We start from the raw sequence: 21,804 nt of genomic DNA on the forward strand, positions 1-21,804 counted from the left end.
TTTTCTGAAGGCTATGAAATGAAAAGTAAAACAATTCGCCGCTGGTCCGCAGTTCATACCTGGACCAGCCTGATTTGCACGGTGTTCCTGTTGCTGCTGGCACTGACCGGCCTGCCGTTGATCTTCCACCACGAGATCGACCATTTGCTGGGCGATGCACCTGATGTGAAGGAAATGCCGGCGGACACCCCGCACCTGAATTTGCAGCAGTTGGTAGAAGCGGCCGGGAAACACCGTCCCGGTGAAGTCATGCAGTATTTCGGCTTCGAGGACGATGAGCCCAACGCCGTGCTGACCATCATGGCCGCGACCGCAGGCACCGAGCCGAACTCGTCCCACACCTTCATGCTTGACGCCCGTACCGGCGAAGCGCTGGAAACGCCATCCGCCAACGGCGGCTTCATGATGACCATGCTGCGCCTGCACGTGGACATGTTCGCCGGCTTGCCGGGCAAATTGCTGCTGGCGTTCATGGGGATTCTGTTCGTGGTGGCGATCGTTTCCGGCACGGTGCTGTACCTGCCGTTCATGCGCCGCTTGAAGTTCGCCACCGTGCGCCAGGACAAATCCATGCGCCTGCGCTGGCTCGACCTGCATAACCTGATCGGAGTGGTGACGTTGACCTGGGCCCTGGTGGTCGGCGTGACAGGCGTGATCAGTGCCTGCGCCGACCTGATCATTGCCGCCTGGCGCAACGATAGCCTGAGCGCCATGGTCGCGCCGTACCGCGATGCGCCGCCGCTGACGCAACTGGCGCCGGCCACTCGGTTGCTCGACATTGCCAAGTATGTCGCGCCGGGCATGCAGCCAGACTTCATCGCCTTCCCCGGCACGCGGTTTTCCAGTGAGCACCATTATGCGGTGTTCATGAAAGGCAGCACGCACCTGACCTCGCACCTGCTGACGCCGGTACTGATCGACGCCAGCACCCTGCAAGTCACTGCCGTAGCCGAACGACCGTGGTACATGGACGCCATGGGCATGTCGCAGCCGCTGCACTTCGGTGACTACGGCGGCATGCCGATGAAGATCCTCTGGGCGACCCTGGATGTGCTGACCATCATCGTGCTCGGCAGCGGTGTCTATTTGTGGGTGGTGCGGCGCAAGGCCGCCAGGCCTGTGCCGGAAAAAGTGGAGAGCGTGGCATGAAACCCCGGCAGTCGAACTTCTGGAGGGTCTTCTCGACGCCCACGGTAATCGCCCTGTTCAGCGCAGCCGGGCTGTTTTCCGCGCTGCTGGGGGATGGCGTTTGGGACGCCCTGAGCTGGGTTGGCCTGGGAATCCCGGCTGTCCTTGCCTTGCGCGGTCTGCTGCAACGCCGCTAAACCCTGTGGGAGCGAGCTTGCTCGCGAAGGCGGAGTGTCAGGCAACATCTGATGCGACTGATACACCGCTTTCGCGAGCAAGCCCGCTCCCACAGAGGATCTGTGTTTTTTGTGGTCTTGAGCTATCAAGTCAACGCGCTATGCTGCTCGACACCGCCACCGACCGAGACGTTGCCATGTCCGCCCCGAGCATGACCCTGTACCACAACCCGCTTTCCCCATTCGTTCGCAAAGTCATGGTGCTGTTGCACGAAACCGGTCAACAGAACCGCGTGGCGTTGCAAACCAGCGTACTCACCCCGGTCAACCCGGACCTGACCCTGATCGACGACAACCCCCTGAGCAAAATCCCGGCCCTGCGCCTGGCCGACGGCAACATCATCCACGACAGCCGGGTGATCCTCGACTACCTCGATCACCAGCACGTCGGCAACCCGCTGATCCCCCGCGAAGGCTCGGCGCGCTGGCGGCGCCTGACCCTCGCTTCGCTGGCCGACGGGATCATGGACGCGGCCGTGTTGGTGCGCTACGAAGTCGCCCTGCGCGCCCCGGAGAAACACTGGGACGAATGGCTCGACGGCCAGCGCGACAAAATCCGTCGCAGCTTGGCGCTGCTGGAGAAAGACGCCATTGCCGAGCTGACCTGCCACTTCGACATCGCTGCGATCAGCGTGGCCTGTGCGCTGGGTTACCTGGACCTGCGCCATCCGGATCTGGATTGGCGCGAAGCCAATCCACAACTCGCGGCGTGGTATTTCGAGGTGAGTCAGCGGCCTTCGATGATTGCGACGATGCCCAAGCTCTAGGCACTCACACACTGAGATCGCCGCGCAAAGCTGATTGCGTTTAAAAAATCAGCAATCCGGCTTGGCCGCCGTAAAGCGTCGGGCCGGGTTCACCGCCGCCCCGAACTCGCGCAACGCCTTGGCGCCGATCAGCAACGGGTAGTTGAAGCTGCTGCGGTCGGTGAGGTTGACCTCCACGGTGCGCTTGACGCTGCCCAGGCACAGCTCCAGATCGACCACCGGACGCTTCGAGGGAGCGATGACTTCGCTGTCATCTTCTTCCTCTTCGGAGCGAGTCTTGATCTTGCTGATCCGTGCAACTTTGTGTTCGTAGACCTGGTTGCTCGCATCCTTGGTCCCGAGGCGGAAACGCACCCAGTCTTCGCCGTCACGCTTGAAGGTTTCGATGTCCTTGGCCGACAGCGACGCGGTCAGTGCACCGGTGTCCATTTTCGCCTTGAGGACTTGCCCGCCGATTTCCGGCAGGGCGATGTATTCGTAACGCCCATAGAGGGTCGGCTCGGCGGCCAGGGCCGGCAGGGCGATGAGGGAGAGCACTGCAAGGAGGGATTTCACGTAATGGGCTTCCATGAGAGTGAACAGCGGGATTTTAGACCGTCGTTCGCTTGATCGTTCCCACAAGGTTACCGGCCCAAAGGTGAAACATTCGTCACCCCCGATTTGGCCTGTCGCCCCAAGCTGCTTATCATGGCGCGCCCAACCGCTTCCACGAGTGACTTATGCGCCGCCTGCTCACCGGCTGTTTCGTGACCCTGCTGCTTCTGCTCAACACCCTGGTCCTGATCGGGCCGTTGATGGTGTTTGCCCTGCTCAAACTGGTCCTGCCTGGCCGTTTTCGCGATTACGCCTCATGGTCGGTGATGTGGATTGCCGAGACCTGGTCCGAGATCGACAAGCTGATCTTCCGCCTGTGCATCCCCACCCAATGGGACATTCGTGGCGGTGACGATCTGCGCCGCGACACCTCGTATCTGGTGATCAGCAACCATCAATCCTGGGTCGACATCCCGGCGCTGATCCAGACGCTGAACCGACGGACGCCATTCTTCAAATTCTTCCTCAAGAAAGAGCTGATCTGGGTGCCCTTCCTGGGCCTGGCGTGGTGGGCGCTGGATTACCCGTTCATGAAGCGCTACAGCAAGGCATTCCTGGCCAGGCACCCGGAGCTCGCGGGCAAGGATCTTGAAATCACCAGGCAAGCTTGCGAACTGTTCAAGCGCCAGCCGGTGACGGTGGTCAATTACCTCGAAGGCACCCGATTTACGGCGGCTAAACGTGCCCAGCAGCAGTCACCGTTCAATCACCTGCTCAAGCCCAAGGCAGGCGGAGTGGCGTTTGTGCTGGCGGCAATGGGTGAACAGCTGGACGCGATTCTCGATGTGACGGTGGTTTATCCGCAACAGAAGATTCCGGGGTTCTGGGACCTGATCAGCGGCAATGTGCCAAGCGTCATCATCGATATCCGGACCCGCGAACTCGACCCGGCGCTGTGGCAGGGCGATTACGAAAACGATCCGCTGTTTCGCGAGAAGGTCCAGAACTGGGTCAACCAGCTCTGGATCGAGAAGGATCAGCGCATCGCTGAACTGAAAAGCGAGCGCCGCTGAATCAGCTACCGGTGCCGGTGCCCCAGATGCTGCCCAGGCTGCTCAGCAGCGTACCGCCGACACCCTGCTGACCGAGGTATTGCAGGAGCACCGGGGTAAACAGGCCGATCATGCCGCTGTCCATGCCCAGGGCGCTGAAGGCGTTGTTCAGGTCGTTGGTGTTCTTGACGTTGCCCAGGGCATTATCCAGCCCTGCAGCTTTGCCGCTGGAGCCGAGCAGACCGGCCAGCGCACCCAACTCGCCGCCACCCGAGAGCATGTCGATGCCCGGCACGCTTTTGGCCAGTTCCGAATAGTCGTTCGAACTCAACTGATTCTTCGCCAGCCCCAGCATCGCCCCCGCACCACCGAGGGCTTGCTGTGGGGTGATGTTCAATTGACTGAGGGTGCTCAGCAGGTCGGCTGTCTCCGAGGTCGGCGCGGCATCGGTCGCCGCATTGCCGCCCTTCATGCCGGAAATGGCATTGGCCGCATCGCTCAGGTTGAACTGTGCAAAGGCCGGGCTGACCGCCAGGGTCAAGAGCGATGCCAGGGCGAAACCGCGTGAAATCTTCATTCAGACATCCTCTATGAACACCGCCCGGCAATGGGCGGCGAAAAACTGTGCATTGGACTGGCATCCCCGAGGATTGTTCCCAGCCCCCTGTAGGAGCGAGCTCGCGATGGACTCCAGGGCAACGCGTTGATTCAGGAAGTACGCGTTAGCGTTAGCGTCCATCGCGAGCAGGCTCGCTCCTACAGAAAAAAATTCCCCACGCACTGCATCCAGCCTGCCCACACGCCCGTATATCAAGCACGGACAGACACTCCTGGCCGATTCTCATCACAAGGATCATCACCATGAAACGCACTTCGATCAAAACGCCATTGATTGCCAGCCTGCTGACCCTGGCCCTTGGTGGCGGACTCGCCTTGAACACCGTGCAAGCGGCGGACATGGGCCACGACACCGTCACGGTCGGCGGTCAGACCATGCTGCCGAGCAAGGACATCATCGATAACGCAGTGAACTCCGCCGATCACACCACCCTGGTCGTCGCGGTAAAAGCCGCCGGCCTGGTCGACACCCTCAAGGGCAAAGGCCCGTTCACCGTGTTCGCCCCGGTCAATTCGGCCTTCACCGCCCTGCCCGCGGGCACCGTCGACACCTTGCTCAAACCGGCCAACAAGGCCACGTTGACCCACATCCTCACCTACCACGTGGTCGCCGGGAAACTCGACATGATGACCCTGGCCGAGAAGATCAGGGCCGGTGGTGGCAAGGCCGAACTGACCACGGTTGCCGGCGGCAAACTGTGGGCAATGATGAACGGCCCGCACAACATCACCATCAAGGATGAAAAGGGCGACGTCGCTGACATCACCACCTACGACGTGTACCAGTCCAACGGGGTGATTCAGGTCATCGACAAAGTGCTTATGCCGAAAAGCTGAGCCGTGCCGCCGCCCTCGCGCATCGGGGGCGGCGGTCCGCCCGAGGTGTTCGCCGTGAATGGAACAACTGCGCGCCGTGAACTAACCTCTGCCTGCAACCGGCCCCCTGCCCCGCTTTCCGGGAGAACCGCCATTCCCATCGCCGACGCCGATCAGCTCAGGCAACTGCTGGCCCAGTGTTCACTGGGCGACCGCCGCGCCTTCGAGACGCTGTACCGCAGTGTCGGCCCGCGCCTGCACGGGGTAGCGCTGCGCTTCATGGGCCGTCCGGACCTGGCCGAAGAGGTGCTGCAAGAGAGTTTCGTGCGCATCTGGAACAATGCATCGCGCTATGAAGCGCATCTGTCGGCGCCGCTGACCTGGATGATCAACATCACCCGTCATCAGGCCATCGACCAGTTGCGCAAACACCGCGATCGGCCATTGAGCGATCTCGAAGAACAGATGCTCGTGGATGAAAGCCCATCGGTCCACGAGCAACTGGCCAGCGCCCGCGAGGCCAACGCCCTGAACCGGTGCCTGGACAGCCTCGAAGGCATGCAGCGCCAGTCGATTACCGTCGCCTATTTCCAGGGACTGTCGTGCTCCGAACTGGCCGAACACCTGGCCGCGCCGCTGGGCTCGGTGAAGTCCTGGATCCGCCGCGGCATGGAGCGTCTGCGCAGGTGCCTTGAATCATGAACTATCGAACCCCGACCCTGCGCCGCGCCCTCGCCGCCGACTATGCCATTGGCCTGATGCCCGCCACCGCGCGCCGACGTTTCGAACAGCTGTTGCTGGAAGACGCGGCCTTGCGCGCGGAACTGGCACAGTGGCAGGAAAGCCTGCTCAGCCTGACCGAAGCCCTGCCGGAGCAGCCGGTGCCGGATCGCGTCTGGCATGGCATTACCGCGCGGATCGAACCGCAAGTGCTGCACGTACCGCACAAGCGTCCGTTCTGGAATTGGCTGCGAGTGACGGCGGCGGTTTGCTCGCTGCTGATCGCAGTGACTCTCGGCGTGCTCTACCTCCCCGACGACGCCCGCTACAGCGCCACGTTGGTCAACGCCGACGCGCAACCCGCGATGCGCGTACAGGCCCACGAGAATTACCTGCAAGTCGAGCCGCTGACGCTGGCGGCTGTCGAACCCGGGCAAAGTCTGGAGTTGTGGGCGATTCCGGCGGACGGCAAGCCGATCTCCCTCGGCGTGATTCCGACTGGAGGCAAAGGCAAGGTCGAATTGAGCGAGACGCAGAAAGCGCTGATCGGCAAGCCGATTGCGCTGGCGGTCAGCCTTGAACCGAAGGGCGGCTCGCCGACCGGGCAGCCGACGGGGCCGGTGCTGTACCAAGGAGCGTTGGCGGCGTTGTGATTGCCTTTGTGGCGATCCGACAAGCCCCCTCGCCACAAGGTATGGTTTACGCCCAAAACAAAACGGCGACCCGAAGGTCGCCGTTTTTTATTGCGTGAAGACTTACGCCGCACTGAACATCTTGTGCGGATCGATCACGAACTTCTTCGGCACGCCGGCATCGAACTCGCCATAACCCTGCGGCGCCTGATCCAGGCTGATCACCTGAACGCCTACCACTTCGGCGATGTTGATACGGTCCCACATGATCGCCTGCATCAGCTGGCGGTTGTACTTCATCACCGGGGTCTGGCCGGTGTGGAAGCTGTGGGATTTCGCCCAGCCCAGACCGAAGCGGATGCTCAGGCTGCCCATTTTCGCGGCAGCGTCGACAGCGCCCGGGTCTTCGGTCACGTAGAGGCCGGGGATGCCGATCTTGCCTGCCACACGCACCACGCCCATCAGCGAGTTGAGCACGGTGGCCGGGGCTTCGTGTTTCACGCCGTCATGGCCATGGCCGCGGGCTTCGAAGCCTACGGCGTCGATGGCGCAATCCACTTCCGGCTCGCCCAGCAGTGCAGCGATTTGCTCGTGCAGCGGCGTGTCCAGGGACAGGTCGGCGATTTCGAAACCCTGGGCCTTGGCGTGGGCCAGGCGGATGGTGTTGACGTCACCGACGATCACCACGGCAGCACCCAGCAGGCGAGCCGAAGCGGCAGCAGCCAGACCAACCGGGCCGGCGCCAGCGATATACACAGTGCTGCCCGGGCCAACGCCGGCAGTCACTGCGCCGTGGTAACCGGTTGGCAGGATGTCGGAGAGGCAGGTCAGGTCGCGGATTTTTTCCATCGCCCGATCGCGATCCGGCAGTTTCAGCAGGTTGAAGTCGGCGTACGGCACCATGGCGTATTCCGCCTGGCCACCGGTCCAGTCGCCCATGTCGACGTAACCGTAGGCACCGCCCGGACGCGCCGGGTTGACGCTCAGGCACACGCCGGTGTGCATTTCCTTGCAGGAACGGCAGCGCCCGCAAGCTACGTTGAACGGTACCGAGACCAGGTCGCCGATTTGAAGGTTTTCGACGTCACTGCCCTTCTCGATCACTTCACCGGTGATCTCGTGGCCCAGCACCAGGCCGGTTTGCGCCGTGGTACGACCGCGCACCATGTGCTGGTCGGAACCACAGATGTTGGTGGACACCACACGCAGGATGACAGCGTGGTTTATCTTCCTGCCACGCGGGTCCTGCATTTTCGGATAGTCAATCTTCTGTACTTCGACCTTGCCAGCGCCGAGATACACCACACCACGATTGCCAGACATGCTTTCACCTCGCTGTTGTTTTTATGGAACCGCGTTGCCCAGGCAGGCAGCGCGTTAAGTGCTCGGGTACAGATGCTGTTTCTTGTGTTGCTTGTAAGGGCCTCATCGCGAGCAGGCTCGCTCCTACAGATGTACGCATTCCAATGTAGGAGTGAGCCTGCTCGCGATGGCGATCTAGAGAACGACCGTTCTGTTGGCGTTCAAAAACACTCTTCTTTCGATGTGATATCCAACGGCCCGCGCCAGTGTCAGCCCTTCGATATCCCGCCCCTTGGCGATCAAATCCTCGGGGTAATGGCTGTGATCCACCGCCTCCACACCCTGGGCAATGATCGGACCTTCATCCAGGTCGTTGTTGATGTAATGCGCCGTGGCGCCCACCAGTTTCACCCCCTTGTTGTAGGCCTGGTGGTAGGGCTTGGCGCCCTTGAACCCGGGCAGCAGGGAGTGATGGATGTTGATCGCCTTGCCATCGAGCTTGCGGCACAACTCCGGCGACAGCACTTGCATGTAGCGCGCAAGGATCACCAGTTCCGCACCGGACTCTTCAATGACCTGCCATACCTGACGTTCCTGGGACGGCTTGTCGTTCGGATCCAGCGGGAAGTGGTAGTACGGAATCTGGTGCCAGTCGGCCAGTGGCTTGAGGTCCGGGTGGTTGGAAACTACGGCCGCCACGTCCATCGACAACTGGCCGATGCGTTGGCGATAGAGCAAGTCGTTGAGGCAGTGATCGGCCTTGGAGACCATGATCACCACTTTCGGCCGGTAGTTCGGCGCGGTCAGTTCGAAAATCATGCCGAAGGCTTCGCCACGCTCGGCCAGACCCGCGCGGAACGACTGTTCGTCGAAACCATCGGGTTGGCGAAATTCCACGCGAATGAAAAAACGGCCAGAGAGCCGGTCATCGAAGGAATGGTGTTCAGTGACGTAGCAGCCCTGCTCGAACAGAAAGCGGGTCACCGCGTCCACGGTGCCGAGCACACTGGGGCAGTCGGCGGTCAGAATCCATGTGTCTGGGGCGCGGCTCATAATGCGTGACTCCTGTTCGAAAGTAGCAGCAACGCCGCTTTGTGTAGCAGCTGCCGAAGGCTGCGTTCGGCGGCGAAGCCGTCGTAAAACCTGAATCCCGGATCAGTCTGAAAGAACGCTGTCGCAGGTTTGACGACGACTACGTCGCCGAACGCAGCCTTCGGCAGCTGCTACAGGGATTCAGGCCTGGACGCTGAGGCCGTATTCAGCGGACGCATCCTGCAACCACAACCACCAGTAATCCGAGAAGCTGCGACGAATCAGCAGTTCCCAAGTGTCTTCGGCGGTGTGACGGATCATCAGTTGCGACTTGGCGAACACCGTGCCGACGGCTTTGCCCACCGGGAAGTTGTTCGGGTGCACGTCATAGCTGGTGGACTTCATCAGCACCTGGCGCACGTTCGGGCCGCTCAGTTCGAGGAGTTGCTGGCCGCCGCTGACGTTGACGATTGCAATGTGCAAATCGCCCAGTGCCTCGCGCAGTTTTTGCTCGGCGGCAAGCTCTTCACCGGTCGGCACGATCAGCAGCCACTCATCCGGCCCCATCCATTGCAAACTGGTCTCGCCTTTGACGATGACGCTCAGCGCCCCCGGCAATTCAATGCCCAGGGCCTTGTGCACGCCCGCGGCAAACGCGGCATCGTGGCCATCGCCACGGATGGTCAGGTGACCGAGGAGTTTTTTCTCGCGCACGGTCACGCCGGCGTTCTTGCGACCCTTGCCCACCAGGCTGGCGAGGTCGGCATGATGCAACGACGACTCGGCCTTGGCCCCGGAGGTTGGGCGTTGTTGGTAAACATTGGCTGCGGTCATAAAGCACCTGTTCTGAATTCTGTTGGTTCCTGTGGTGGCTGCACTGCCGCCATCGCGAGCAGGCTCGCTCCTACAAGGGTTACGCGATCACCTGTAGGAGTGAGCCTGCTCGCGATGAATTCACCACGGTGCAGCTGCACTCCACAGGATCCGAACCATCAAACGTTCTGGCGTTCACCCTTCGGATCGAAGAACACCGAAGAAACGATTTCCGCCTCGATCACGCTGCCATCGGCCAGCGGTGCGAACACTCGCTCGCCCATCCGCTGCAACCCGCCCTTGACCACGCCCATGGCGAACGAATAGCCCAGGGAGTTGTGCAGGTAACTGGAAGTCACGTGACCAACCATGGTCATCGGAATCGCTTGCTTGGTGTTGAACACCAGTTGCGCACCTTCCGGCAGCCATTTGGTCGGATCGATCGGCTTCAGGCCAACCAGCTGTTTGCGCTGATCACGCACACAGTCTTCACGGTTCATGCCACGCCAGCCGATCCACGAGAACGGTTTGGTGCGACCGACACACCAGCCCATATTCAGGTCGTCCGGGGTCATCGAGCTGTCAGTGTCCTGACCGACGATGATGAAGCCCTTCTCGGCCCGCAGCACGTGCATGGTTTCAGTGCCATATGGCGTCAGGTTGTACTTCTTGCCGGCGTCGACGATTTTTTCCAGTACGCCCATGGCGTAGTCGGCCTGCACGTTGACTTCGTACGACAGCTCACCGGTAAACGAAATCCGGAACACCCGCGCCGGCACACCGCCCACCAGGCCTTCTTTCCAGGTCATGAACGGGAAGGCTTCATTGCTCAGGTCAATGTCGGTGACTTCACTGAGCAGCTTGCGGCTGTTCGGCCCGGACAGGGTCATGGTCGCCCAGTGGTCGGTCACGGAAGTGAAGTACACCTTCATGTCCGGCCATTCGGTCTGGTGGTACAGCTCCAGCCACTGCAGCACACGAGCTGCGCCGCCAGTGGTGGTGGTCATGACGAAATGGTTGTCGGCCAGGCAAGCCGTCACGCCGTCGTCGAACACCATGCCGTCTTCTTTGCACATCAGGCCGTAGCGCGCCTTGCCCACGTCGAGCTTGGTCCAGGCGTTGGTGTAGACGCGGTTGAGGAACTCGCGGGCGTCCGGGCCCTGAATGTCGATCTTGCCCAGGGTCGAAGCATCGAGCAGGCCGACGCTGTCGCGCACGGCTTTGCATTCGCGCTTCACCGCGGCATGCAGGTCTTCACCGGATTTCGGGAAGTACCAAGGACGTTTCCACTGGCCGACGTCTTCGAATTCGGCGCCGTTTTTCAGGTGCCATTGATGCAGTGCGGTGTAACGCACCGGCTCGAAAATGTGCCCACAGTGACGACCGGCCACGGCGCCGAAGGTCACCGGCGTGTAGTTCGGACGGAACATGGTGGTGCCCATCTGCGGGATGGTCACGTTCAGCGAGCGGGCAGCGATGGCCAGGCCGTTGACGTTGCCGAGCTTGCCCTGATCGGTGCCGAAGCCCAGCGCGGTGTAGCGCTTGACGTGCTCGACCGACTCGAAGCCCTCGCGGGTCGCCAGTTCGATGGCGGCGGCGGTGACGTCGTTCTGCAGATCGACGAATTGCTTCGGCGCCCGTGCGGTGTTCTTTTCGTGCGGTACCTGGAACAGCGCCAGGGTCGGCTCTTCGAGACGGCTCAGGGCTTTCGGCAACAAGCCTTCGACAGTCTGGAACCCGGCTTCGGCAGCGGCGCGGGCGCCACCTTCAAAACCGTCGGCCAGGGAATCGCCAAGGCCGTAGACACCATTGATGCCACCGACGCACACGCGTTTCTGCGGTGCTTCGCCCGGTACGAAACCGAGGATGTCTTCGCGCCAGATCGGCTTGCCACCCAGGTGCGAAGCCAGGTGAACCACCGGGCTGTAGCCACCGGAACTGGCCACCACGTCGCATTCGAGCCATTCGCCAGGGCTGGTCACGGTGTGCGCCTTGACATCGATGGCGGCCACACGGGCAGCGGTCACGTGCTTGCTGCCACGGGCTTCGATCACGGCACTGCCGGTAAGGATGCGAATACCTTTGGCGCGAGCTTCTTCCACCAGCGCACCACGCGGGTTGCTGCGGGCGTCGGCGATGGCCACCACTTGCAGGCTGGCATCGAGCCAGTCCAGGGCAACGCGGTAGGCGTGGTCGTTGTTGGTGCTCAAGACCAGCTTCTTGCCCGGTGCCACGCCGTAACGACGCACGTAGGTCGAGATGGCGCCAGCGAGCATGTTGCCCGGTACGTCGTTGTTGCCGTAGACCAGTGGACGCTCGTGAGCGCCGGTCGCCAGCACCACACGCTTGGCACGAACCCGGTGAATGCGCTGACGCACCTGGCCAATCGGGGCGCGGTCGCCGAGGTGATCGGTCAGGCGCTCGTGAATGGTCAGGAAGTTGTGATCGTGGTAGCCGTTGACCGTGGCGCGCGGCAACAGCAGCACGTCCGGGGTGTTCTTCAGTTCGTCGATGACGCTGGCCACCCACTCCATCGCCGGCTTGCCGTCGAGGCTTTCGCGGGAATCGAGCAGGCTGCCACCGAACTCTTCCTGCTCATCGGCGAGGATCACGCGGGCACCGCTGCGCGCAGCCGCCAGTGCAGCAGCCAGACCGGCAGGGCCGGCGCCGACGATCAGCACGTCGCAGTGCTGGTTCATGTAGTCGTAGGTGTCCGGATCGTTCTCGGTCGGCGAGCGGCCCAGGCCGGCAGCCTTGCGGATGTACTTCTCGTAAGTCATCCAGAACGATTGCGGGTACATGAAGGTTTTGTAGTAGAAGCCCGGCGGCATCAGCTTGCCGCCGACCTTGCCGAGAATCCCCATCATGTCGTTGTTCACGCTCGGCCAGCCGTTGGTGCTGGTGGCGACCAGGCCTTGATACAGCGCCTGTTGCGTAGCACGCACGTTCGGGATCTGCGTGGCTTCGGTGGCGCCGATCTGCAGCACCGCGTTTGGCTCTTCGGCACCGGCGGCGAAGATACCGCGCGGACGGGAATACTTGAAGCTGCGACCGATGATGTCGACGCCGTTGGCCAACAGTGCAGCGGCCAGGGAATCGCCTTCGAAGCCTTTGTAGTTCTGGCCGTTGAAGGTGAAGGTCAAGACTTTGTTGCGGTCGATCCGTCCGCCGTTGGACAGGCGATTGATCTGGCTCATACCTTCTCTCCCAGAGCCGTGCTGGCCGCTTTCGGGCTATCGGTCTTGTCGGTGAATTGTGGCTTGGTGCCGATCTTGTAGGTTTCTAGAATCTCGTAGGTCACGGTGTCGCGGGTGACGTTGAAGTACTGACGGCAACCGGCGACGTGATCCCACAGCTCGTGGTGCAGACCGCGCGGGTTATCGCGGAAGAACATGTAGTCGCCCCACTCCTCGTCGGTGCAGCTGTTCGGATCCAGTGGACGCGGGATGTGCGCCTGGCCGGATGCATGGAATTCCTCTTCGGAGCGCAGTTCGCCGCAGTGAGGACAGAAGATATGCAACATGGGGATTTCTCCTGTTAGTGGGCAACCGCAGCAGCGCCGTGTTCATCGATCAACGCACCGTTGTGGAAACGGTCGATGGAGAAAGGTGCGGCCAATGGGTGCATTTCACCCTTGGCCAGGCTTGCGGCAAACACGTTGCCCGAGCCAGGTGTGGCCTTGAAGCCGCCGGTGCCCCAACCGCAGTTGAAGAACATGTTCGGTACCGGGGTTTTCGAAATGATCGGGCAAGCATCCGGCGTGGTGTCGACGATGCCGCCCCACTGACGGTTCATGCGTACGCGGGACAACACCGGGAACATCTCGACGATGGCCTGGATGGTGTGCTCGATCACCGGGTACGAACCGCGCTGGCCGTAGCCGTTGTAGCCGTCGATACCGGCGCCGATCACCAGGTCGCCCTTGTCGGACTGGCTGATGTAGCCGTGCACGGCGTTGGACATGATCACGCTGTCGATAATCGGCTTGATCGGCTCGGACACCAGCGCTTGCAGCGGGTGGGATTCGATCGGCAAACGGAAACCGGCGAGCTTGGCCATGTGCCCGGAGTTACCGGCCGTGACCACGCCGACGCGCTTGGCGCCGATGAAGCCTTTGTTGGTTTCAACACCGATGCACACGCCGTTTTCCTTGCGGAAACCGATCACTTCGGTCTGCTGGATCAGGTCCACGCCGAGGGCATCGGCGGCACGGGCAAAGCCCCAGGCCACGGCATCGTGACGGGCCACGCCGCCGCGACGCTGGACGGTCGCGCCCATCACCGGGTAGCGGGTGTTTTTCGAGCAGTCGAGGTACGGGATCTCGTCGGCAACCTGCTTGGCATCCAGCAGTTCGCCGTCTACGCCATTGAGGCGGTTGGCGCTGACCCGACGCTCGGAATCACGGATGTCCTGCAGGGTGTGGCACAGGTTGTAGACGCCGCGCTGGGAGAACATCACGTTGTAGTTGAGGTCCTGGGACAGGCCTTCCCACAGTTTCATCGCGTGTTCATACAGGTGCGCCGACTCGTCCCACAGGTAGTTGGAACGCACGATCGTGGTGTTGCGTGCGGTGTTACCGCCGCCCAGCCAGCCTTTCTCGACCACGGCCACGTTGGTGATGCCGTGTTCCTTGGCCAGGTAGTAAGCCGTGGCGAGACCATGCCCGCCACCGCCGACGATGACCACGTCGTAGACCTTTTTAGGGGTCGGCGTGCGCCACATTTTCTGCCAGTTTTCATGATGGCTGAGAGAGTGTTTGAAGAGGCCGAAGCCCGAGTAGCGTTGCATAGTCATTTACTCCAAAACCGCACTCAGCGATAAACCGGGAAGTCCGCGCACAGGGCCGATACCTGCTGGGCGACATTGGCCTCGACATCGGCGTCGCCGAGGTTGTCGAGGATGTCGCAGATCCAGCCGGCCAGCGTGACGCACTGGGTCACCTTGAAGCCGCGCGTGGTCACCGCCGGGGTGCCGATACGCAGGCCGGAGGTGACGAACGGCGACTGTGGATCATTCGGGACTGCGTTCTTGTTCACAGTGATGTGGGCGCGACCAAGGGCGGCATCCGCCTCTTTGCCGGTCAGGCCCTGACGGATCAGGCTGACCAGGAACAGGTGGTTGTCGGTACCGCCGGACACTACATCGTAGCCGCGTTTGATAAATACGCCGGCCATGGCCTGGGCGTTGTCGATCACTTGTTGCTGATAAGCCTTGAAGCCTGGCTCCAGCGCTTCCTTGAAGCACACCGCCTTACCGGCGATCACGTGCATCAGCGGGCCGCCCTGGGCACCCGGGAATACCGCGGCGTTGAGCTTCTTCTCGATTTCTTCGTTGGCCTTGGCCAGGATCAGGCCGCCACGCGGACCGCGCAGGGTCTTGTGGGTAGTGGTGGTGACCACATCGGCGTAAGGCAGCGGGTTCGGGTACAGGCCGGCAGCGACCAGACCGGCAACGTGGGCCATGTCGACGAACAGCAACGCACCAACCTTGTCGGCGATCTGGCGGAAGCGAGGGAAGTCGAGGGTCTTGGAGTAGGCCGAGAAGCCGGCAACGATCATCTTCGGCTTGCACTCGACAGCCAGGCGCTCGACTTCGTCGTAATCGATCAGGCCGGTCTTGGTGTCGATGCCGTACTGCACGGCGTTGTACAGCTTGCCCGAGGACGACACTTTGGCGCCGTGGGTCAGGTGACCGCCGTGGGCCAGGCTCATGCCGAGAATGGTGTCGCCGGCTTGCAGCAGGGCCAGGTATACGGCGCTGTTGGCCGAGGAACCGGAGTGCGGCTGCACGTTGGCGTAATCAGCGCCGAACAGTTGCTTGGCGCGTTCGATGGCCAGGGCTTCAACCTTGTCGACATGTTCGCAACCGCCGTAGTAGCGCTTGCCCGGATAACCTTCGGCGTATTTGTTGGTCAGGCCGCTGCCTTGCGCTTCCATGACGCGCTTGCTGGTGTAGTTCTCCGACGCGATCAGCTCGATGTGATCTTCCTGACGTTGCTCCTCGGCATTCATCGCCGCCAGCAGTGCATCGTCGTAACCCTGGATCTGGTCTTGCTTGCTGAACATCGCGTCTCTCCCAGCGGCGGCGGTGCGCCATTCGTCTCGGTGAGGCACTGGCTTTTCGGCAGTGCCCTTTGATAGCGATGGTATGACCGGCTTCGAGTGGTCAAATGCCTATGGACGCCACGCAAAGGTGCGTTTACGACATGCGTTGCAGGAGCGGTCCTTTGTAGCAGCTGCCGAAGGCTGCGTTCGACGGCGAAGCCGGCGTAAAACCTGATGCCGCCATCGGTCAGGTAAACCCGGATACAACCGATTGCGACTGCTGCGCAGTCGAATGCAGCCTTCGGCAGCTGCTACAGGGGTTAGGCGATAGCTTGGCGTAAGGCCAGTAAAACGAGGAAATGCACGGGATACAGCGCATATGCCCAGCGCCGCATCGGTGGTGGTTTTACGCCCTTGGCATGTCGCAACAAGAACAGCCCGAGCCATGGCGCAATCAGACAAGTGGCGACTGCCGCCATCGCAACCTGATTGCCCAATCGAACGGAGTAATACAGCACCTGCCACTGATTGGCCGCCAGACAGACCAGCCCCGTCAATAGTGCGAAATACCAGGGCCGTTGCAGTACCAGCAGCATCGCCAACGGCAACAGAACGCCATAGAAACCGAACATCAATCGCTGGGAGAACAACGCAGCCAGCAGCAACGCGCCCGCCGCCAACAGTCGCGATGCAAGCACCGGCTGCTGCCAGCCACGAACCACCAGCAGGCCCAGGGCAAGGGTTGGCAACACGTTGAGCGTGTCGGGATTGGGAATGTACATTCGGTAAGGAATTTCACTCACCGCACTAAACAGCAACAACCAACCCAGATAGCGCCACTGGCCACCGCTCGTCGGAGCCCGCACGCGCGCCAGGTTGGCCGCCATCGCCAGACAGAACCACGGAAACGCCAGGCGCCCAGGCACATACAACAGATCGGCGGAGTAACCGACATATCGCAGGTGATCGAGCACCATGCTCAAAAGCGCCAGCCACTTGAGCAGATCCAGTGCCCCGTCGCGCTGCTTTAAGTGCATGGCCTTGTGCATGGTCTTGTGCATTGTCACGTGCATAATTGCCCTTCGACACTGTATTTTCCCGACAGCGACATCCTGTGCGCTCCACCTGACGATCTTGGGTACAGTGCGCACCCTCATTGACCACGGGACGCTTCACCATAGGCATCTCGACCACGGAAGCAGGCCATGACCGACAAGAGCCAACAATTCGCCAGCGACAACTATTCCGGCATCTGCCCTGAAGCCTGGGCCGCCATGGAACAGGCCAACCACGGCCACCAGCGCGCCTACGGCGACGACGAGTGGACCGCCCGCGCCTCCGACGATTTCCGCAAACTGTTTGAAACCGACTGTGAAGTGTTTTTCGCCTTCAACGGCACCGCCGCCAACTCGCTGGCGCTGTCGTCGCTGTGCCAGAGTTACCACAGCGTGATCTGCTCGGAAACCGCCCACGTCGAAACCGACGAATGCGGCGCCCCGGAATTCTTCTCCAACGGCTCCAAACTGCTGATCGCCCGCACTGAAAACGGCAAGTTGACCCCGGAATCGATCCGCGAGGTCGCGCTCAAGCGCCAGGACATCCATTACCCGAAACCCCGCGTCGTCACCCTGACCCAGGCCACCGAAGTCGGCAGCGTCTACACCCCGGACGAAATCCGCGCCATTAGCGCCACCTGCAAGGAACTGGGCCTGAACCTGCACATGGACGGCGCACGGTTCTCCAACGCCTGCGCGTTCCTCGGCTGCTCGCCGGCCGACCTGACCTGGAAGGCCGGCGTCGACGTGTTGTGCTTTGGTGGCACGAAAAATGGCATGGCGGTGGGCGAGGCGATCCTGTTCTTCAACCACAAACTGGCCGAAGACTTCGATTACCGCTGCAAGCAGGCCGGGCAACTGGCTTCGAAGATGCGCTTTCTGTCGGCACCCTGGGTTGGAATCCTGGAAAACGACGCCTGGCTCAAATACGCCCGCCACGCCAACCACTGCGCGCAATTGCTGGCCGAGCTGGTCAGCGACATTCCTGGCGTGGAACTGATGTTCCCGGTGCAGGCCAACGGCGTGTTCCTGCAACTGTCGGAACCGGCCATTGCCGCGCTGACCGCCAGGGGCTGGCGCTTCTACACCTTCATCGGCAATGGTGGCGCACGCTTCATGTGCTCGTGGGATACCGAGGAAGAGCGTGTGCGGGAATTGGCGAAGGACATTCGTGAAGTGATGTCCCACTAAAACCCTGGTTTACACCGCCCCCCCTGTGGGAGCGGGCTTGCTCGCGAAAGCGGTAGTACATTCAGCATCTGCGGTTACTGACCCACCGTATTCGCGAGCAAGCCCGCTCCCACAGAAGCCAATCCAGTCGCCCCTCATCGTTCGCACCTGAAGACTTCGTCTACATTGTTTGTCGAGCCGACCCGCTCACATAACAACAATCAGGAGCGTCAGCATGTCATTGCAAGGCAAAACCCTGTTCATCACCGGCGCCAGCCGTGGCATCGGCCGCGAGATCGCACTGCGGGCCGCCCGCGATGGCGCCAATATTGTGATTGCAGCCAAAAGTGCTGACCCCCACCCCAAGCTACCGGGCACGATTTTCAGCGTGGCCCGGGAAGTGGAAGCCGCAGGCGGCAAGGCACTGGCCTTGCAGGTGGATGTGCGTGAAGAGGATGCCGTACGTGAAGCGCTGGTCCGGGCCAACGAACATTTCGGCAGTATCGATGCACTGATCAACAACGCCGGGGCGATCAAGCTGACCGGGGTTCAGCACATTGAACTCAAGCGCTTTGACCTGATGCACCAGATCAACACCCGCGCCGTATTGCTGTGCAGCCAGGCTGCCCTGCCATATTTGAAGAAGTCCGCCGGCCATATCCTCAATCTTTCACCGCCGCTGAACCTGGCCACCAAATGGTTCGCCCAGTACAGCCCGTACACCGTCACCAAGTACGGCATGAGCATGCTGACCCTGGGCATGAGTGAGGAATTCAGGAATTACGGGATCAGCGTCAACTCGCTGTGGCCACAGACGATGATCGCCACCGCCGCCATCGAGTTTCAGCTGGGGTCGAGGGAATCGTTCAAGCATGCACGCACGCCTGCGATCATGGCGGATGCGGCGCATGTGATTCTGAGCAGCGAAAACCGCAGCCTGACCGGGCGCTTGTTGATTGATGAGGAAATACTGCGAGAAAGCGGTGTGACTGAGTTCGAACACTATCGCTTCGCGCCCGACAGCAGCGAAAATCTCATGACTGACCTATTCGTCGACTGAAAAACACCGTACCTGTGGGAGCGAGCTTGCTCGCGATGACGGAGTCAGATTCAACATCAATGTTGGCTGACCCACCGCTATCGCGAGCAAGCTCGCTCCCACAAGGGATCGGCGTTGTTTAGTACTCGATGCGCACATCCCCCTTCGGCACGCTGCAGCACGACAGGATGTACCCTTCGGCTTCGTCTTCCTCGGTGATCCCGCCGTTGTGCTCCATCTCCACTTCACCGCCCAGCTTCAACACCTTGCAGGTGCCGCAGATGCCCATGCCGCAGGCTTTCGGAATCATCAGGCCGACCTTGGCCGCCGCCGCATGCACGGTCTCGCCCGGGGCCACGCGGATGCTCTTGCCGGAGGCGGTGAACTCAACTTGATGCAGGTCCGCGGCGTCCACTTCCGGTGCTTCAGCCGCTTGTTCGGCATGTTCCTCGGCGTCGGCGCGGGCCTCGGGCGGAGTCGCTCCAAAGGATTCTTCATGGTAGCGCTTCATATTGAAGCCGGCGTTTTCCAGCAGGCGCTTGACCGCGTTCATGTAGGGCGTCGGGCCGCAGCAGAACACTTCGCGCTCAAGGAAGTCCGGAACCATCAGTTCGAGCATCTTGTGGTTCAGATAACCACGGTAACCGGCCCATGGCTCACCGAAACCGTGCTTCTCGCAAATCAGGTGCAGGCTGAAGTTTTCGATCCGCGCCGCCATATGCTCCAGCTCGCGGTGATAAATGATGTCCTTGGGCGAGCGGGCGCTGTGGATGAATGCCATGTCGACGTTGCCGTTGGTGTCGAAGAACCAGCGTGCCATGGACATGCACGGTGTGATCCCCACGCCGCCGCTGAGGTACAGCACTTTCGGGTTTGGGAAATCAATGGCGTTGAACAGCCCCACCGGGCCGTGCACCGCCAGTTCATAGCCTTCGCGCAAGGTGTCGTGCAGCCAGTTCGAGACCTTGCCGCCCGGTACACGCTTGATCGTCACCGAAAAGCTATACGGCACCGACGGCGAGCTGGAGATGGTGTACGAACGCATGATCGGCTGGCCTTCGATTTCAAGCTCCAGGGTGACAAACTGCCCCGGCTTGAAAAAGAACATGATCGGCTGGTCGGCCATGAAACAGAAGGTGCGCACATCCCAGGTTTCCTGGATGACTTTGACGCAACGGACGATGTGCCGACCATTGGCCCAGGTCTGGGTGGTTACCGGATTCAGGAAGCTGTTGGACATGCTGATCTCCACGGCCGACTGTCGGCCTTCATGTTGGCGATTCTGCGTATAGCGCGAATCACCCATTTACCTATCTGCGACATTGACATGCTTATCGCGACCAGCCCCCAACGACCGGGGCTTGCGCGTCGGGAACAGATTGCACCATGTCGCCCATGGATAAGGTTCTGGCCTGCGTCGGCCCCACACTCGCCCCATACCAAGACACATTCTTTACACCTTGCGTAGCAACCCTGAACAGCACACCTGATTAGCCACTTTCGCCGGCCACGCAGATGGCCTTGAGGATTAAACGATGGACGTCACTACTACCCTGAGCCTGGGCGATCCGCTGGAACCCGCACGCAAGGCCACCGCCCAGATGCTGCAAGAGCGTGAGCGCACGTTCTCGCTGCCGCAGCCGTTTTACTCTGACGAGCGCCTGTTTGATATCGACATGCAGGAAATCTTTCAGAAAGAGTGGCTGATCGCCGGCATGACCTGCGAGATCCCCACCAAGGGCAACTACCTGACCCTGCAGGTCGGCAAGAACCCGATCATCGTCATCCGTGGCGCCGACGGCGTGGTGCATGCGTTCCATAACGTCTGCCGCCACCGTGGCTCGCGCCTGTGCACCAGCGACAAGGGCAAGGTCGCCAAGCTGGTTTGCCACTATCACCAGTGGACCTACGAACTCGACGGTCGCCTGCTGTTCGCCGGCACCGAAATGGGCGCCGACTTCGACATGAATCAGTACGGCCTCAAACCGGTGAACGTGAAGACCGCCGGTGGCTACATCTTCATCAGCCTGGCGGAGAACCCGCCGGCCATCGATGACTTCCTGTCGACGCTCAACCATTACATGGAACCGTACGACATGGAGAACACCAAGGTGGCGGTGCAAACCACCTTGATGGAAAAGGCCAACTGGAAGCTTGTGCTGGAGAACAACCGCGAGTGCTACCACTGCAACGCGTCGCACCCGGAACTGCTGAAAACCCTGCTGGAATGGGACGACGTCACCGACCCGCGTGCCGACCAGGCGTTCAAGGACCACGTGGCCGCCTCCGCCGCTGCCTGGGAAGCCGAGAAGATCCCTTACGCCCACGCCAGCTTCGGCCTGCGTAACCGCATCGTGCGCATGCCGCTGCTCAAGGGCACCGTATCGATGACCATGGACGGCAAACAGGGCTGCGCCAAGCTGATGGGCCGCATCCAGAACCCGGACCTGGGCTCGATGCGCATCCTGCACCTGCCGCACTCGTGGAACCACTGCATGGGCGACCACATCATCGTGTTCACCGTGTGGCCGATCAGCGCCCAGGAAACCATGGTCACCACCAAGTGGATCGTCCACAAGGACGCCGTCGAAGGCGTGGACTACGACGTGGAACGCATGCGCCAGGTCTGGGACGCCACCAACGATCAGGACCGTCGCCTGGCCGAAGAGAACCAGCGCGGCATCAACTCCACTGCTTACCAGCCTGGCCCGTACTCCAAGACCTATGAGTTCGGCGTGGTCAACTTCGTGGACTGGTACAGCGAGCGTCTGCTGAGCAACCTGGGGGCTGAGCCTGCGCCGTACCTCAAGGGGGTTCCGGTTCAGGGCTGATCAAGATCAAAAGCT

21 protein-coding genes are annotated in these 21,804 nt (G+C 61.3%); 10 read left to right on the top strand and 11 right to left on the bottom strand.

Annotated elements, in window-relative coordinates:
* Positions 1-18: 18 nt before the first annotated feature.
* The 3 genes from AB4Z35_RS04825 (at position 19) to AB4Z35_RS04835 (ending at position 2,131) form a co-directional block, all read left to right on the top strand.
* Positions 19-1,149, top strand: coding sequence for a PepSY-associated TM helix domain-containing protein (locus tag AB4Z35_RS04825; RefSeq protein ID WP_442096204.1), 1,131 nt, complete (start codon positions 19-21; stop codon positions 1,147-1,149).
* The gene (locus tag AB4Z35_RS04830) at positions 1,146-1,325 is read left to right on the top strand and encodes a hypothetical protein (protein WP_007994407.1); all 180 of its coding nucleotides are present in this window, start codon (positions 1,146-1,148) and stop codon (positions 1,323-1,325) included. The genes AB4Z35_RS04825 and AB4Z35_RS04830 overlap by 4 nt, the downstream gene beginning before the upstream one ends.
* A 176-nt stretch (positions 1,326-1,501) precedes the next feature.
* Positions 1,502-2,131: a glutathione S-transferase family protein gene (locus AB4Z35_RS04835; RefSeq protein ID WP_007994408.1), complete on the top strand. Its 630-nt coding sequence runs from the start codon at positions 1,502-1,504 to the stop codon at positions 2,129-2,131.
* Between the two features lie 48 nt (positions 2,132-2,179).
* On the opposite strand, the gene rloA2 is transcribed toward AB4Z35_RS04835, so the two are convergent.
* Positions 2,180-2,686, bottom strand: coding sequence for a retropepsin-like aspartic peptidase RloA2 (rloA2, locus tag AB4Z35_RS04840; protein ID WP_442096205.1), 507 nt, complete (start codon positions 2,684-2,686; stop codon positions 2,180-2,182).
* 164 nt (positions 2,687-2,850) lie between these two features.
* Here rloA2 and AB4Z35_RS04845 point away from each other — a divergent pair, with 164 nt between their 5' ends.
* Positions 2,851-3,738: an acyltransferase gene (locus AB4Z35_RS04845; protein WP_442096206.1), complete on the top strand. Its 888-nt coding sequence runs from the start codon at positions 2,851-2,853 to the stop codon at positions 3,736-3,738.
* A 1-nt stretch (position 3,739) separates the two neighbouring features.
* On the opposite strand, the gene AB4Z35_RS04850 is transcribed toward AB4Z35_RS04845, so the two are convergent.
* A complete protein-coding gene (locus AB4Z35_RS04850) occupies positions 3,740-4,294 on the bottom strand; it encodes a DUF2780 domain-containing protein (RefSeq protein WP_442096207.1) in 555 nt (184 codons plus the stop codon).
* 284 nt (positions 4,295-4,578) lie between these two features.
* Here AB4Z35_RS04850 and AB4Z35_RS04855 point away from each other — a divergent pair, with 284 nt between their 5' ends.
* Genes AB4Z35_RS04855 through AB4Z35_RS04865 form a run of 3 tightly spaced genes read left to right on the top strand, consistent with a single transcriptional unit; the run spans position 4,579 to position 6,524 of the window.
* Positions 4,579-5,172, top strand: a complete 594-nt coding sequence (locus AB4Z35_RS04855; RefSeq protein ID WP_442096208.1) for a fasciclin domain-containing protein — start codon at positions 4,579-4,581, stop codon at positions 5,170-5,172.
* A 54-nt stretch (positions 5,173-5,226) separates the two neighbouring features.
* Positions 5,227-5,853 carry a sigma-70 family RNA polymerase sigma factor gene (locus tag AB4Z35_RS04860; protein WP_033052001.1) on the top strand — a complete coding sequence of 209 codons (627 nt, stop codon included), beginning with the start codon at positions 5,227-5,229 and terminating at the stop codon, positions 5,851-5,853.
* Positions 5,850-6,524, top strand: coding sequence for an anti-sigma factor (locus tag AB4Z35_RS04865; RefSeq protein ID WP_442096209.1), 675 nt, complete (start codon positions 5,850-5,852; stop codon positions 6,522-6,524). The genes AB4Z35_RS04860 and AB4Z35_RS04865 overlap by 4 nt, the downstream gene beginning before the upstream one ends.
* 102 nt (positions 6,525-6,626) lie before the next feature.
* Here AB4Z35_RS04865 and fdhA read toward each other — a convergent pair whose 3' ends face one another.
* From fdhA to AB4Z35_RS04905, 8 genes are all read right to left on the bottom strand, one after another.
* Positions 6,627-7,826 carry a formaldehyde dehydrogenase, glutathione-independent gene (gene fdhA / locus AB4Z35_RS04870; RefSeq protein ID WP_008048199.1) on the bottom strand — a complete coding sequence of 400 codons (1,200 nt, stop codon included), beginning with the start codon at positions 7,824-7,826 and terminating at the stop codon, positions 6,627-6,629.
* A 174-nt stretch (positions 7,827-8,000) separates the two neighbouring features.
* The gene (gene purU, locus AB4Z35_RS04875; RefSeq protein WP_007981374.1) at positions 8,001-8,858 is read right to left on the bottom strand and encodes a formyltetrahydrofolate deformylase; all 858 of its coding nucleotides are present in this window, start codon (positions 8,856-8,858) and stop codon (positions 8,001-8,003) included.
* A gap of 180 nt (positions 8,859-9,038) precedes the next feature.
* Positions 9,039-9,671, bottom strand: coding sequence for a sarcosine oxidase subunit gamma (locus tag AB4Z35_RS04880; RefSeq protein ID WP_116582295.1), 633 nt, complete (start codon positions 9,669-9,671; stop codon positions 9,039-9,041).
* Positions 9,672-9,829: 158 nt separating this feature from the next.
* Positions 9,830-12,847, bottom strand: coding sequence for a sarcosine oxidase subunit alpha (locus AB4Z35_RS04885; RefSeq protein WP_442096210.1), 3,018 nt, complete (start codon positions 12,845-12,847; stop codon positions 9,830-9,832).
* A complete protein-coding gene (locus AB4Z35_RS04890; RefSeq protein ID WP_007980417.1) occupies positions 12,844-13,173 on the bottom strand; it encodes a sarcosine oxidase subunit delta in 330 nt (109 codons plus the stop codon). The genes AB4Z35_RS04885 and AB4Z35_RS04890 overlap by 4 nt, the downstream gene beginning before the upstream one ends.
* A gap of 14 nt (positions 13,174-13,187) precedes the next feature.
* The gene (locus AB4Z35_RS04895; protein WP_007947735.1) at positions 13,188-14,438 is read right to left on the bottom strand and encodes a sarcosine oxidase subunit beta; all 1,251 of its coding nucleotides are present in this window, start codon (positions 14,436-14,438) and stop codon (positions 13,188-13,190) included.
* Between the two features lie 23 nt (positions 14,439-14,461).
* On the bottom strand, positions 14,462-15,715 hold the full coding sequence (gene glyA, locus AB4Z35_RS04900) for a serine hydroxymethyltransferase (protein WP_007994427.1): 1,254 nt from the start codon (positions 15,713-15,715) through the stop codon (positions 14,462-14,464).
* Positions 15,716-16,014: 299 nt separating this feature from the next.
* A complete protein-coding gene (locus AB4Z35_RS04905; protein WP_442096211.1) occupies positions 16,015-16,767 on the bottom strand; it encodes a TraX family protein in 753 nt (250 codons plus the stop codon).
* 132 nt (positions 16,768-16,899) lie between these two features.
* Between AB4Z35_RS04905 and AB4Z35_RS04910 the strand changes: the two genes are divergently transcribed.
* The gene (locus tag AB4Z35_RS04910) at positions 16,900-17,940 is read left to right on the top strand and encodes a threonine aldolase family protein (protein ID WP_310056332.1); all 1,041 of its coding nucleotides are present in this window, start codon (positions 16,900-16,902) and stop codon (positions 17,938-17,940) included.
* 214 nt (positions 17,941-18,154) lie between these two features.
* Positions 18,155-18,979 carry an SDR family oxidoreductase gene (locus AB4Z35_RS04915; RefSeq protein ID WP_442096212.1) on the top strand — a complete coding sequence of 275 codons (825 nt, stop codon included), beginning with the start codon at positions 18,155-18,157 and terminating at the stop codon, positions 18,977-18,979.
* 118 nt (positions 18,980-19,097) lie between these two features.
* Here AB4Z35_RS04915 and gbcB read toward each other — a convergent pair whose 3' ends face one another.
* On the bottom strand, positions 19,098-20,198 hold the full coding sequence (gene gbcB, locus AB4Z35_RS04920) for a glycine-betaine demethylase subunit GbcB (RefSeq protein ID WP_442096213.1): 1,101 nt from the start codon (positions 20,196-20,198) through the stop codon (positions 19,098-19,100).
* Positions 20,199-20,493: 295 nt separating this feature from the next.
* Here gbcB and gbcA point away from each other — a divergent pair, with 295 nt between their 5' ends.
* Positions 20,494-21,789 (top strand): glycine-betaine demethylase subunit GbcA, encoded by a 1,296-nt coding sequence (gbcA, locus tag AB4Z35_RS04925; RefSeq protein ID WP_007994434.1) that lies wholly within the window; start codon positions 20,494-20,496, stop codon positions 21,787-21,789.
* Positions 21,790-21,804 lie beyond the last annotated feature (15 nt).

The sequence above is a fragment of the Pseudomonas sp. KB_15 genome, from assembly GCF_052114525.1.
Taxonomy (GTDB): domain Bacteria; phylum Pseudomonadota; class Gammaproteobacteria; order Pseudomonadales; family Pseudomonadaceae; genus Aquipseudomonas.